This window comes from Lachnospira rogosae (ex Hitch et al. 2025) (genome assembly GCF_040096455.1).
Lineage (GTDB): Bacteria > Bacillota > Clostridia > Lachnospirales > Lachnospiraceae > Lachnospira > Lachnospira rogosae.
The window spans coordinates 39,686-53,721 of record NZ_JBBMER010000011.1 but is presented as its reverse complement, the minus strand read 5'-3'; the positions used below and the strand labels follow the sequence as shown (position 1 = coordinate 53,721).

Here is a 14,036-nt window from a genome sequence, read left to right as displayed (position 1 = left end):
ATCTGTTTATATGAACTGGTCTTTATTATCAGTTCCCCATATAAGAAAGTCTTCGTAATCTGCCATAGATGAGAAGTTCATACTGTCCTCATATACCGCGTTCTCAAAATAATCTTCGCTGTTATCTTCCTCATTATAAGTGCGTTTTCTATGAGGAAACGTATATTGGGCTGTGTCATAATCATAATCTTTATCACCATCATACGCTGGGTACACACTCATCACCTCCATAATGGAAGTATTCCCCCGACTGTGATGATTTATAAAATGTATATGTGGTAATAAATGGCTGACACGACTGACACACTCACTTTATATATCAATTATTAACATTAAATATCAACTATCAATCTTAAATATTAATTATTAAACTTCACATATCAATCATTAATATATAACTATTGCCTGCTTTCCCATACTTTTATATCGTGTTTCTACAAGTTCTTTATCGTATTCACATATGCCCCTTAACGGATCTGCCATAATATATGTACTCTGTGTATAGCCTATAAGCACCATAGCGTGCTCACGTGAAAGCCACATAATATTCTCTCCGTCTATATTCCATGTACAGGATTCATATGGCTCTTTCATATACATTGTCTCCCATACTAACACCGGATGTCCGTCATCTACATAATCAAGAAGCTCGTTGTACTCTGCTCCCGTTATATTGTATACATTCATATATGATCTTTGCGATTTCAGATACTTTGTCGCTGAATTGACTAATACTGGTGCAAACGCACCACACGAATCTTCATCTCTTGGATTGCCGACAAATGCTTTATAAGGCGACACCTCGCCCATCTTTCCTTTATCCAGGTAATAATCTGCCATTGTCAGCTTGTCTACATTATAGCCAAGATAATTAAGAACTGTCGTCAAAGCTGTTATCTCACAGCCTGTTGGAAGTTCAGGATTTTGAAGTACACATTCTACATCAAGCCTCTTATAAGAACTTCTTACTGCCGCTGTAGTCTGGTTACTATTAGTTGCTTCTTCATATGTGACAACTCCCTTTGTTACATTCTCTTCATTGCCCTTCATATAATCTGCTGTCTGCGTATATTTAATTCTGAAGTCATATACCTTTAAAGAATATGCCCCTATAATAACCGCTGCCCCTGCCATTGTAATTATGGCGGCTCTTTTCAATGCTCTTCTATGTGCTCTTTGTGTCTTATGTCTATTCCCTTTTTTCTTCATATGAACCTCTTTTCCGACACAACATCAATATAACAATACTACGCACAAAATCATTCCAGATAAATAAGCTATATCAGTAATACCAATAACTAAATGCTTTCTTAATATTACATAACGTCTTATCAGTCTTTAACCTGATTAGCAGTCATAACACTGGTATATTAGTGTTATATCTTCCCCTTCGTATTTGTCTCAAATAATAGTTTCATATGTGTACCCACTTGTATTGTAACACTAAATATACTATTTATACAATCCATATCTGGAATTTTTCAGAAAAAAAGGAATCAATTCAAAAATTCAGAAAAAATATCAAATCATAGAAATTCAACGCACAAAAAAAGCCCCTCAACCTAGCTCCATCGACTAAATCAAAAGACTTTCACAAATGCACCGCCAGGGGTTCGAACCCTGGACACCCTGATTAAGAGTCAGGTGCTCTACCAACTGAGCTAGCGGTGCGTATATTAAATTATTGCAAGCATTAAACTTACAAGTGCACCGCCAGGGGTTCGAACCCTGGACACCCTGATTAAGAGTCAGGTGCTCTACCAACTGAGCTAGCGGTGCATATATTATTATGTTACAACTGCCGTAACAACAAAAAATATATTAACGTGTTATTAACAAAAAAGCAAGCCTTTTTTTGTATTTATTTAAAAACAATATAATTTTTTTTATTATTTTTAATAATATTTAACTATTATGGGGTTTTTTTAACCGCTTATATGGAGTACAATATTCTTGATATATCCTTAATTAAATAAGATTGCGAGGATTTGTATGGATAAAGACAATAATAACGATACAAGCTATTTTAATTCACCTGATAATAATAACTCCGCTGGTGACAACCACATTGTATACAAGAATAAGTTCCAGCCCAACAGCAGATATTTTACTATTGTAATATACGGACTCTTATTTGTCCTTGGTGCAATACTTATATTCAAGCTTATTGGCGGGTTTAATAACACACTTAATATTATCAAATACATTTTTAATGTTATATCACCATTTGTAATTGGTGCGTTCATAGCATTTATATTATACCCACTTGTAAGATTTTTCTACAGACATTTGTTCAAGGAAAAATGCCATTTGAAGTCGGACAAGCTTTCTAAATATCTTTCGATACTTATAACTTACATTATTGCAATCGGAATTATTACAATCCTTATGGTATTTATAATTCCTCAATTGTATACAAGCATTACCGATATCGTGGACAAGCTTCCAGTGTGGTACAACAATATCACTGGCCTTGTTAATTCATTTGAAGATAAACACGCTGACCTGGGATTTATTGATTATGCAGTCATTAATGAACAATTAAACAACCTTTACCCTAAGGTTATATCATATCTTACAGATATGCTTACCAATCTGCTCCCATATGTAGTTAATACATCTATGGCTATTGTTAAGGGACTGGTCAACCTCATAATTGCAATTATGGTTTCTGTGTATATGATATCTGACCACAAGAATATATTCTACAATTTTAAGCGTGTGCTTTATGCTGTATTTCCGAAAAATGCGGCTGATACTACAAGAAAGATATGCAGGGAAAGTGGTACTATTTTCTTAAAATTTATGTATGGCAAGGCACTTGACTCATTAATAATCGGTATCATCTGCTTTATATGTATGACTATATTCAAGTTCCCTTACACGGTGCTTATAAGCGTTATCGTTGGAATTACTAATATGATTCCTTACTTTGGACCTTACATCGGTGGTGTTATGGGCGGTATCATAATTGTTATTGTAAATCCTATCCAGGTTATATTCTTTGCAATCCTGATACTTGTTATACAACAGTTTGACGGACTTTTCCTTGGTCCTAAGATACTTGGCGAAAGCACAGGACTTAAGCCTCTGTGGGTTATATTCGCAATTGTTGTGGGTGGAGCACTTTTCGGCGTATTAGGAATGTTCCTCGGTGTTCCTGTTATGGCAGTTATATGCTATATTACGAACCTTGTAGTTGAGCATTTCCTCAAAAAACGTAATATCAGTGTCCAGCCTTACGACTCACCTGATGAAATGTAGAATCAAAAAATTATGGCTGCTGACCTTGATATGTACCTTTATTACTGATTTTTTCAGTATTACCAGTACATATATCTTAAGGTCAGCAGCCATTTATTATTTTATATATTTCATCCCACGACCTCTTAAAACGCACAATCCTGCGGTTTAATCTATTGTGGTAATAAATGTACTCATTAAGTCTGTTAATCGGATTACACCTGTTACAATGTCTGTGATATCCCATACCATTTCCTTTCCTGAATATGATATATTCTTAAAATATTAGTTAAAAACGTTTCTACTATATAATATTCAACAAAGTCATATGTGATACTAATACATTTAATTATCTTACAATAACATTTTAATCTATTTTATTAACGGCCTGATATGTATTAATAATTCAATCTATCTTATCTGTCTGCAATAAGCTTGCATATAGGATTTCCCATATCTGAGAATTTCTTCTCGTATTCTGTCATAACATTTCCTTCATTAAGCCTTTCGTCACTGTGAAGGTCATAAGTACACTCTACAAGATTCCAGCCAGCTTCCTTTACTTCCTCAACTGAAAAGTCAAACAACACCCTATTGTCTGTCTTGAATTCAACCCTGCCCTCTTTTTTAAGCATTTTGTCATATCTTGCAAAGAACTGTCTTGATGTAAGTCTTCTCTTAGCATGTCTGTCCTTTGGCCATGGGTCTGAGAAATTAAGATATATTCTATCCACTTCATCAACACCAAACACTTCATTAATATTCTCTGCATCCATTCTTATAAATCTTAAGTTAGGAAGCTGTAATTCGTCCTGCTTCTCAACTGCTCTTAATAGTACGCTTGAATACTTCTCTATTCCAACATAATTAATATCTGGATTCATCCCTGCAAGAGTTGTTATAAATGTTCCCTTTCCCATTCCAATCTCTATATGTATAGGGTTATCATTTCCAAATACCTCTTTCCAGGTTCCGCACATTCCCTCTGGTTCCGTGAATACATATTCGTTCTCAACCATAACTTCTCTTGCACCCGGTACATTTCTTAATCTCATAATAATCTCCATTCATTCTTTATACTGTATAAGCTTACAACCATTTTTATAACATCAAACCAAGATATTTTACTTTAATATAATAAGTATGTCAAAGGTAAATTAAAACATCACCAAAATCCCATTCCACACAGCTTTAAATATTCGCCTGCAAATTTAGTTTCATAATCTTAATAAATATGTTAATATTACAAGCAAATATGTATAATATGAACATATCAGTATAATAAATGGCATTTTGTGCCTTTAACACTTACTTCATAATATCATTAACGATGGGAGATTGTAATGTTTAATAATTCTAATAAAACAACGAAACACTCTGTTAATAAGTGTTCAGTTCTATTTAATAAATTCAGAAAATGCCTTGTAAGAACTGCAAGCATTATTACCTGTACAGCAATTGTGGCAACATCTGTAACACCAGCTTTTGCAGCTGGAATAACAAGCGGAACAACTGCCGCCAGCAGCTATGTTATATCTAATGGAACAACTGCTGCCAAGAGTTCTGTTATATCTAACGAGGTATCAACAGACACTTCTGTTTCGTGGCCACAGGCTCCGGATATTACCTGTGAGAGTGCAATATTAGTCGATGCAGATACAGGCTCTATACTATACGAAAAAGATGCACACCGTAAGTGCTATCCAGCTTCAACAACTAAAATCCTTACAGGACTTCTTACTATTGAGAACTGTAATCTCAGTGATACACTTACATTTTCTACTGCCGCAGCTAATTCAATTAATCCGATTGAAGATGCCAACCTTGGTATGAAGGCCGGGGAAGAACTTACTGTTGAACAGGCCTTATATGCACTTCTTCTGTATTCAGCCAATGAAGTTGCATATGCACTTGCTGAGAAAGTCGCTGGCTCAATAGATGCGTTTGTGGATATGATGAATAATAAAGCTCGTGAGCTTGGTGCAATTGAAACACATTTTGCTAATGCCAGTGGCCTTTACAATCCTAACCACTACACAAGTGCTTACGATATGGCTATGATTGCACGAGGCTGTTATAACAACGCTTCGTTTGTAAACATTGACTCAACTTCCTCAAGCTATACAATTCCTGCCACTAATGTAACATCTACACCCAGAACAATAAAACACCGTCATAAGATGCTTAAAGGACGCGAGTTCTACTATGAATACTGCAAAGGTGGAAAGACCGGATTTACTGATGAATCTTTAATGACTCTGGTAACATTTGCTGAAAAAGATGGAATGAGGCTTATATGCGTTGTATTCCGTTCACCAGATGACTCTACAAGATTTATAGATACACGTTCATTATTTGACTGGGGATTTAATAACTTTAAGAAATCGACTACATCTGACACACAGATAAGCTCGTTATTCTCTACTGATAACTACTACTCATCAGATGTATTTAATAAGTCAAAACTTAACTTTAATATGAATGCCTCATTTATAACAATTCCTAACAGCGGTTCAACTTCAAGCGTTACAATGAGCCTTGATAAGAATTACGATATAACTAATGAGCAGGGCAGGCTTGCCGCTAAGCTTAATTATCTTTATGGTGATAATGTTGTTGGTTCTACCACACTCTCCATAACAGGCGGTGATAATTCCAATGAAAGCCTTCTGCCATACCTTAGTGCCAAGAACAACTCAACACAGTTATCACCAAAACGCTGTATTAAGATTAATATATGGGTTATAGCTGGAATTGTAGCTGTAATACTTATTATATTTACAATTATTAACAATGCTTCACTTTCTAAGAAACGTAGTAAATACTCTAAGCGCAAGCTCCGTTTCTAGAAAATCACCAAAATACTACAAAAGGGTTACTGCCCTAGCCAGACAATCATTATCTGAATGTCTTTTGGTCAAAGCAGTAACCCTTTTTATTTTAATTAATTATATTATTTGTGCAGCTTTTCAGCACATACAAAGTTCCGTTAGGAACTTTTAAGATGAGCACTTTTGTGCTCATTATACCATAATTTTCGTGCTTCTTTTCAGCACATACAAAGTTCCGTTAGGAACTTTTAAGATGAGCACTTTTGTGCTCATTATACCATATATCCTCTGTTAATAAGCGTATCACTTGCTGTTTCATTGCCTGCACCATATTTAGAATATGTAAGTCCGGAATACACCTTTTCTGTATTCTTCATAAGAGGTGCTGAATTATCCTGTCTGCTTACTTCATAAAATGACTGTCTTAGCTGTCCAAGCATATCGTATATTGAATTGACAACATTTTTATCATATGAAACCTGTGCACCGATAAGAGTTCTTTTCATATAGTTATAGAGTACATAAAGATTACCTGAAAGCTCATACTGCATATCAAGACCTGTTATAAGCTGGTCTATACCTCTCATAGCCATGTGTAGTTTCTCTTTAAATACTGCATTATCTGATGTTGACACTGCATCTTTAAGATAATCTCTTATTATGTCGTACACTATTACTACAAGCTCTGAACGTGTCGCCTGCGATATTCTATATGAATATGTCTTAATAGCTTCTCTATCCATACTTCACATCTCCAATCAATTCACCCTGACAGATTAGTTCTGAAGAAGCTGTAATACTTCTGATGGTCTTTGGTTAGCCTGTGAAAGTATTGATGTAGCTGCCTGTGTAAGAACTGTCTGTGATGTATACTCTGTCATCTCCTCAGCCATATCTGTATCAATCTTAGCTGATAAAGCCTTAGTAACATTCTCACTTGAAACCTCAAGGTTCTTAGTAGTATGGTCAAATCTGTTCTCATATGCACCAAGCTTTGAACGTGCAGAGTTGACATAATTAATAGCTTCGTCTACATACCCTATTGAAAGCTGTGCTGTGTAGCTTGTCATTACATTGATATTATCTGTACCTATTGTGTAAGTAGTTATCTTAGGAATATCCAGAACAATAACCTGATTTTCATTAGCACCAACGTGAATACTCATAGTTCCGACATCAGTCACTTCCTGATTAATATCCGTAGCTGTTCCACCTGCTGCCTGTGACTTTCCGTTCTGCTTAGCTGCTGTTGTATCATTAAATGTTGTTCCTGCAACATTACCCGGAACATCCATAACGAATTCCTTATTATTAACGTCCTTAACTGTAATCTTAGTACCCTTGGTTGAGATAATAGCTGAATCTTCAAATCCAACTCTCTTACCTGTTGGGTTGCCTGCATCATCAACTTCATTAGCGAATTCAGCTACAACATCACTACCTTCTGCGTGTATGCCTGAACCATCTTCATTGTAAGCATCTGATATACCAAGCATAGCAGCAAGGTCTTTATTACTGCATGTTACATCTAACTGCTGATCTCTTCCATACTGCTCTGTCATTATAACAAGTCTGTTGCCTGTGTAAGATGTATCTGGCTTATATCCTGCATAATCACTTCCGTTAGTCTTCGTATCATTAGCAAGGCTTGATACAGCAAATGCTCTTCCACCCGCCATATTAGCACCATCCATAACCTTATCCATAATTGTATCAAGTGTATCACCTTCTACAATATCAATGTTATATCCATTAATAGATATTGTTCCTGCCTGATCAGCAGTTACCTTAGCTGTGCCTGACATTGTAATAGTATCACCTACTGCTATTGCCTGTCTTGCATCCTGTGTTACTGTAACTCCATATATTCCAGCAGTAAAACTGTCAGATATCTTAAGCTGGTTCACACCCTGATAATCTGAATATACTCTTCTTGAAAGATTACCATTAATAAGTGGCTGTGTATTGAATTCTGTCTGCTCAGATATTCTGTCTATTTCCTGATTAACATTATCAATCTCCTGCTGGATAGCTTCACGCTCATCATCAGAGTTAACATCGTTAGCCGCCTGAACTGTAAGTTCCTTAAGACGTGTAAGCATAGACTGTATCTCTACTATAGCACCTTCTGCTGTATTGATAACAGAGATACCATCTGTTGTATTATTCTTAGCCTGATCAAGACCTCTTATCTGAACTCTCATCTTCTCTGAAATAGCACAGCCTGCCGGGTCATCAGCTGAACTGTTAATCTTATATCCTGATGAAAGTCTTTGTATAGAGCTTGAAAGTGCATCCTGTGCCTTCTGTAACGCATTGTTAGATACAATGGCTGATACGTTAGTATTAATTCTCATACTTTTATTCTCCTGATTTTATATTCCCGCCACATCTACTGGCGTTATCCTTTGAATTCGTCAAATCATACATTTTATATATCGGACATATCCTGTAATTCTTTAACCGCTCTTATGCCCCAAAGAATACTCCTGTTATTGCTGAAGCGATCTTATAAAGACGATCTGATGGAATCTTTGCTCCTGAGTCCTCGTATGTAGTATATTTAACATCTGGAACTCTTACACAATTAATTCTTACATTGTCATAACCGAACTGTTCTTTAAGATCTCCCTCAATCTGCTGGAAATACTTATAAATGCTTCTGTCTTCGGAAAGCACAATTCTTGAATCCTGCTTTACATACATACTTACGTCTGACTGTGTAACCTTTGCCTCTACTGACAATTCACCCCACGAAGCTGTATTCATCTTAATAGATATCTTTCCCTTGTCATTATCATCTGCAACAAATGTAAGATTGATAAGACCTGCCTGTCCATTTTTAACATAAGGGACACGGTAATCATTTCTTCTTGCAAGATTGCTTATATATCTAATCTGTCTGTTGCTTATTCTTAATTCTTCAAATGTATCATAATCAACAGGGTCTTCAGCAGTTCCTGTAAGTGAGCTCTCTATAGCTTCTTCAAGTTCATCACCAGCAGCTTCTTCAAGGTTAGTATACATAGCCTCAAGCTTATCCCTGCTGTCTAACACTTCCTTAAGCTTGTCATTGCTATCAATTATGTTCTCTCCATATATTGACTTACTGCCATGGTTTCCGTGCTTTCTTGTGTAAGCCATAAGCTGTCCTGTAGCCATAAGTTCATTAACCGCATTAATGTTACCAATGTTCTCATTAATTCCAGCTCTTCTTAACTCCCTTACAACCTCAGCATCAGCCTGTTCTGCTTTCTTAGTTACTTCTTCTATGTAACTGCTGTCAAGTTCATTTTCCACTGCTTCATCATAATGTTCAGCAAGTCCGTTAGCAAATGCTTCAACATTCTGATGTTCAATTGGTGACTCATTGTCCGAATTCTTCAATGTATTAGGAGTGATAAACTTCTGTGACTTTGCAAATAATGACTCAAAGTAACTGATAGTTTCCTTATCTCCAAGACCTACTGAATCATCAATAGTTACATCTATTCCAGAGTGCTTGCGGCTTGTGTAGGCACTGATAAGATTACCCATAGTAATCTCTTTGCCCTGCTTCATAAGAGCACCCGCACACACACCAGCATCTCTTGTAAATATATTCATCATCTGGTATATACCGATGAACTGCTTTTTCTTAGTTTCGTTAATTCCACCTGTCTTGTCAAGCTTGTAGAGGAACTTTGAATATTTCTCCTCATTATCCTTAGTAGCACCCTGATTCATACTGCTAAGATAATCATTAACTGTCCATATATCAGTATTCATTGGGTTGATTCCGTCATCTATCATCTTAACAACAGTTTCCGGCTTCATATTATCAACAAGATTATTAAGGGTTGTATATATTCTTCTTGCCCTCTCAACATTTTCCTTATTGATATCTATGTTATTAGAAGCAAGAAGCTTGATAACATCTCTGTTCTCCTGAGTATTCTCAAGATTGAGTTCGTCCATTATACCCTCTGCACTGTTATTAACAGCCTTAATAATAGAGTCATCTAAGTCTTCTCTTACCTTAGTACCTGTTGTTTCATATGTATCTATTGCCTTGGCATAACGGCTTGTCATTCCACTCGCAATGCCTGATACCATAGAAATACTCAACTTATATGGGTCACTCTTCATAAGCTTTTCATACATCTGTGCTGGTGCAGTCTCAATATCGTAAAGTGCCTTTCTTACATCAAGGACATCATTATACATCTGTGTATTGCCAGCATATAATGTTCCATTAGCTTCAAGAGCTTTAATCTGCTCGTTAATCTGTTCAAGAGGCGTGTAGAGAAGTGATGTATTACTCTTTTCAAGAATTACACCTGTACCTGCTGTAAGTAAAAGCCTTGCCTCAACAAGTGTGTTATAAGCTTTCTGTGCATTGTAACCATATGGCTGCTGGTATGCATAATTACCGCCCATCTGATTATTATATACACCCTGATTATAGCCCGTATCCTGCACATAACCATACTGGTTATTAACATTGCACTGCCAGCCGCCTGACATCTGACTGTTTACATTACCCTGCCAGTCACCTGACATCTGGTTATTAACAGTCATCTGATTGTTAACAGCCTGCCGGCTTTCTGCTGTTTCACTCCAGCCTACCTGCATTACGACCTTCAGACTTGCTATTGTAAATGCTTTTCCAGATGAAACAACATTTACAATATCATCATAGCTTGCATTAGCCAGTGTTACTATTGCGTTCTTTACATTATCCCATATAGATGGATCGTTTGTAAGTGGAGTATCTTTAGGGTCTTCACCAATAGCAAGCTGGTCAGCAATCTTTGATAATACACTATCCTGTCCATCCTGTGTATCAAGACCATTTAAATTAAGTACGTCAAGAACAGCTTTATATTTTAAAGTCTTTTCTGTGACTGGTATATTATTATTAATCAAATCCTGTGCATTATTAAGGTTTCTTAAGTTCACTTCAAGCCCGGCTTTATTCATAAGCGACTCAATCTGTGGACGCATAGCATTAAATTCCTTAAATGAAATCTCATATCCGCTGTTAGCCGGTCTTGTACTGACAGCATTTTCTGCCTTATATATTCCGTCAATAGTTGGTGCAATATCATTGGCAATCATATAATACTTAGCACTCTCTGAAAGCTCTGTTATTGAAGCCGCCTCATCAAGTGCTGATTGTACCTGCTGCACAGTATCGTCATCAACGCTTATTCCAGCACCGCTTAATCTCTGCTTTAATTCATTAGCTGCACCTGCCCCTGCAACACTCTCAATTGCATCAGAGCTTACGCCAGTTCCATATGCAACATAGCTGTCTGAGTGCATTGCAAGCTCAATTCTAATCTTATCAATAATTGATACCATATCATCCTTAGAGGCATCTGTTATATTAAATCCATCACCTGCTATATCGACTGCTTCCATACCAGAAAGCTTTTTAACAAGTGCCTTGAAGCTTATCTGTGCTGTACTTGCAGAATTCATAATCTGCTGTTTTACATCATCAGCTTCCTTTAATAACGACTCATATGTGTTATCTGCCAGCCTGCTGTTATCCTGTCCCTCTGACATAACAACACCATTAAATATCCCATTGACACCATTAGTCCTGTTGCTTACATTTTCCTTATAATTAATAGATGTTTCTTTAACATTATTATCCTTGTTAAAATTACCTGCGTATATTGATACAGACATATTTATCCTCCATACATTATCTGCGGCTAATCTACAGCCGGTTATTCCATTTCCTAATAACAGCCTATATATCCTGCTTAGATAATTCTATCGCCTGATTATAAAATAACCTGTATTATATTTCGGTTACTTCCACCAAAAAAATAAGCAAAATGAAGCAGATTACAGCATAAATGTAATCAACCACATTAATAATTACATCAATACCATATACCTGCTTCACTTAAATCCTGCCAACCTGATATCTGACTTATATATCAGACTGCTATTTAAACTGCTCTTATATATCTCTTATATTATTATTATATTATTGTAGGCTTGTGTGCTTCCACATCACCATTGAACTCATACACAGCTATTCCATACCTATGTAAATCCACAAGAAGTGACTCACCATAGCCATCACACTCACCCTTCTTACTTGCAATTATCTTCTGCTGGTTCTTCATATCATCACCTAATACAAGCTTATATTTGCCCTTAATTGGCACTCCAATTCTATGACTTGGTCTTTCAACAGGTGTGAAATTAAGAACGAATAACAAATGCTTCTTCTTATCCGGACTTATTCTTATAAATGAGAATACACTGTTGTCCTTGTCATTGGCATTAATCCATCTAAAGCCTTCTGAATTATAATCAGTTTCATATAAACATCTGTAATTCTTATTAAGCTTAAGGCACGCACTTGTAAAATCCTTTAATTCCTTGTGGCTCTCATCCTCAAGAAGATACCAGTCAAGAGAACGCTTCTCACTCCACTCGTTCCACTGTCCGAATTCCTGTCCCATAAATAAAAGCTTCTTGCCCGGATGTCCACACATATAAGCATATGCAAGCTTAAGATTAGCGAACTTGTCCTCTCTGTCACCAGGCATCTTGCCTAACATAGAACATTTCAGGTGAACAACTTCATCGTGCGATAATACAAGTATAAAATTCTCGCTGTAAGCATACATAAGAGAAAATGTCATCTTACCATGATTAAACTTTCTAAAATAAGGGTCAAGCTTCATATATTCAAGAAAATCGTGCATCCAGCCCATATTCCACTTGAATGTAAATCCAAGACATTCTCCGTTATCAGGGTCACCACTTACCATTGGCCATGCTGTAGACTCTTCTGCAATTGTAACAGCCTGTGGAAATCTCTTTCTCATCATACTATTAAAATGCTTAAGGAAACTCATAGCTTCAAGATTACCATTACCGCCATACTGGTTAGGAACCCAGTTGCCTTCTGTCCTTCCGTAGTCAAGATAAAGCATAGAAGCAACTGCATCTACTCTTAAGCCATCAATATGGAACTTATCAACCCAGAACATTCCATTGGCAATAAGGAAATTCGATACCTCATTCTTGCTGTAATCAAATACCTTAGTTCCCCAATCAGGGTGTTCGCCCTTTCTTGGATCTGCATATTCATATACACAGCTTCCGTCAAAGTTCGCAAGCCCATGTGCATCTTTTGGAAAATGTGCTGGTACCCAGTCAAGTATTACACCAATATTCTTGCTGTGCATATAATCCACAAAATACATAAAATCCTTAGGACTTCCGTATCTTGCTGTTGGTGCATAATATCCTGTAACCTGATAACCCCACGAGCCGTCATATGGATACTCTGCAATTCCCATAAGCTCTATATGTGTATATCCCATATCTGATACATACTTGGCAAGGTCTGGTGCTATATCACGGTAATTCATATAACCGTCCTCTGTACCATCTTCCTGCTTCTTCCACGAACCAAGATGACATTCATATATAGACATTGCTGACTTTAAATGGTTCTCTTTCTTCTTACGTTCAACCCATACGCTGTCTGTCCACTTAAATCCATTAAGGTCAGTAATAATTGATGCTGTCTCTGGCCTTAACTGTGCCGCATTGGCATATGGGTCAGCCTTGTAAATAGCCTCACCACTCTGTGAAATAATAAGGTACTTATACATCTGTCCAGCCTTAGCACCCTCTATAAATAACTCATATATTCCACCATCTGAAATCTTCTTCATATCATAGCCATAGGCTTTCCAGTCATTAAATTCACCTATGACGTACACGTCCTTCGCCGCTGGTGCCCATACCGCAAAATATACTCCGGGCTTTCCATCTTTCTTCGCTATATGTGCACCCATTTTATTATATATCTCGTAGTGTGTTCCCTGTCCAAAAAGATATGAGTCTAACTCAGTTATTCTTATCTGTTCATAATTAATTGTCACAGCCATATATTACTCCGCCCTTCCACATTAATAATATTACTTCGCATATACTTTT

9 protein-coding genes and 2 tRNA genes are annotated in these 14,036 nt (G+C 36.6%); 2 read left to right on the top strand and 9 right to left on the bottom strand.

Going from position 1 to position 14,036, the window contains the following annotated elements; all coding sequences use genetic code 11:
- Window positions 1-6: 6 nt before the first annotated feature.
- From WMO14_RS12295 to WMO14_RS12280, 4 genes are all read right to left on the bottom strand, one after another.
- Window positions 7-216, bottom strand: a complete 210-nt coding sequence (locus tag WMO14_RS12295; RefSeq protein WP_349153912.1) for a hypothetical protein — start codon at window positions 214-216, stop codon at window positions 7-9.
- A gap of 171 nt (window positions 217-387) precedes the next feature.
- On the bottom strand, window positions 388-1,209 hold the full coding sequence (locus tag WMO14_RS12290; protein ID WP_022503122.1) for a C39 family peptidase: 822 nt from the start codon (window positions 1,207-1,209) through the stop codon (window positions 388-390).
- A 389-nt stretch (window positions 1,210-1,598) separates the two neighbouring features.
- Window positions 1,599-1,671 (bottom strand) — tRNA-Lys (locus WMO14_RS12285).
- 35 nt (window positions 1,672-1,706) lie between these two features.
- Window positions 1,707-1,779 (bottom strand) — tRNA-Lys (locus WMO14_RS12280).
- A 213-nt stretch (window positions 1,780-1,992) separates the two neighbouring features.
- Between WMO14_RS12280 and WMO14_RS12275 the strand changes: the two genes are divergently transcribed.
- The gene (locus WMO14_RS12275) at window positions 1,993-3,264 is read left to right on the top strand and encodes an AI-2E family transporter (protein ID WP_022503123.1); all 1,272 of its coding nucleotides are present in this window, start codon (window positions 1,993-1,995) and stop codon (window positions 3,262-3,264) included.
- Between the two features lie 395 nt (window positions 3,265-3,659).
- Here the strand turns inward: WMO14_RS12275 and trmB are convergent, their stop codons facing one another.
- Window positions 3,660-4,298, bottom strand: a complete 639-nt coding sequence (gene trmB, locus WMO14_RS12270) for a tRNA (guanosine(46)-N7)-methyltransferase TrmB (protein ID WP_022503124.1) — start codon at window positions 4,296-4,298, stop codon at window positions 3,660-3,662.
- A gap of 288 nt (window positions 4,299-4,586) precedes the next feature.
- Between trmB and WMO14_RS12265 the strand changes: the two genes are divergently transcribed.
- On the top strand, window positions 4,587-6,092 hold the full coding sequence (locus tag WMO14_RS12265) for a D-alanyl-D-alanine carboxypeptidase family protein (RefSeq protein ID WP_055177395.1): 1,506 nt from the start codon (window positions 4,587-4,589) through the stop codon (window positions 6,090-6,092).
- Between the two features lie 254 nt (window positions 6,093-6,346).
- Here the strand turns inward: WMO14_RS12265 and WMO14_RS12260 are convergent, their stop codons facing one another.
- From WMO14_RS12260 to glgB, 4 genes are all read right to left on the bottom strand, one after another.
- Complete coding sequence (locus WMO14_RS12260) at window positions 6,347-6,817, bottom strand: flagellar export chaperone FliS (RefSeq protein ID WP_022503126.1); 471 nt, start codon at window positions 6,815-6,817, stop codon at window positions 6,347-6,349.
- Window positions 6,818-6,850: 33 nt separating this feature from the next.
- Window positions 6,851-8,431 carry a flagellin N-terminal helical domain-containing protein gene (locus WMO14_RS12255; protein WP_022503127.1) on the bottom strand — a complete coding sequence of 527 codons (1,581 nt, stop codon included), beginning with the start codon at window positions 8,429-8,431 and terminating at the stop codon, window positions 6,851-6,853.
- A gap of 112 nt (window positions 8,432-8,543) precedes the next feature.
- Window positions 8,544-11,753, bottom strand: a complete 3,210-nt coding sequence (locus tag WMO14_RS12250) for a DUF6240 domain-containing protein (protein ID WP_349153911.1) — start codon at window positions 11,751-11,753, stop codon at window positions 8,544-8,546.
- A 302-nt stretch (window positions 11,754-12,055) separates the two neighbouring features.
- Window positions 12,056-13,987 (bottom strand): 1,4-alpha-glucan branching protein GlgB, encoded by a 1,932-nt coding sequence (gene glgB, locus WMO14_RS12245; RefSeq protein ID WP_022503129.1) that lies wholly within the window; start codon window positions 13,985-13,987, stop codon window positions 12,056-12,058.
- Window positions 13,988-14,036: the final 49 nt, after the last annotated feature.

What these genes read in the sequence shown, in the direction of transcription:
- WMO14_RS12290 (WP_022503122.1), bottom strand. Translation starts at nt 1,209, where the DNA reads ATGAAGAAAAAAGGGAATAGACATAAGACACAAAGAGCACATAGAAGA.
- WMO14_RS12275 (WP_022503123.1), top strand. Translation starts at nt 1,993, where the DNA reads ATGGATAAAGACAATAATAACGATACAAGCTATTTTAATTCACCTGAT.
- trmB (WP_022503124.1), bottom strand. Translation starts at nt 4,298, where the DNA reads ATGAGATTAAGAAATGTACCGGGTGCAAGAGAAGTTATGGTTGAGAAC.
- WMO14_RS12265 (WP_055177395.1), top strand. Translation starts at nt 4,587, where the DNA reads ATGTTTAATAATTCTAATAAAACAACGAAACACTCTGTTAATAAGTGT.
- WMO14_RS12260 (WP_022503126.1), bottom strand. Translation starts at nt 6,817, where the DNA reads ATGGATAGAGAAGCTATTAAGACATATTCATATAGAATATCGCAGGCG.
- WMO14_RS12255 (WP_022503127.1), bottom strand. Translation starts at nt 8,431, where the DNA reads ATGAGAATTAATACTAACGTATCAGCCATTGTATCTAACAATGCGTTA.
- WMO14_RS12250 (WP_349153911.1), bottom strand. Translation starts at nt 11,753, where the DNA reads ATGTCTGTATCAATATACGCAGGTAATTTTAACAAGGATAATAATGTT.
- glgB (WP_022503129.1), bottom strand. Translation starts at nt 13,987, where the DNA reads ATGGCTGTGACAATTAATTATGAACAGATAAGAATAACTGAGTTAGAC.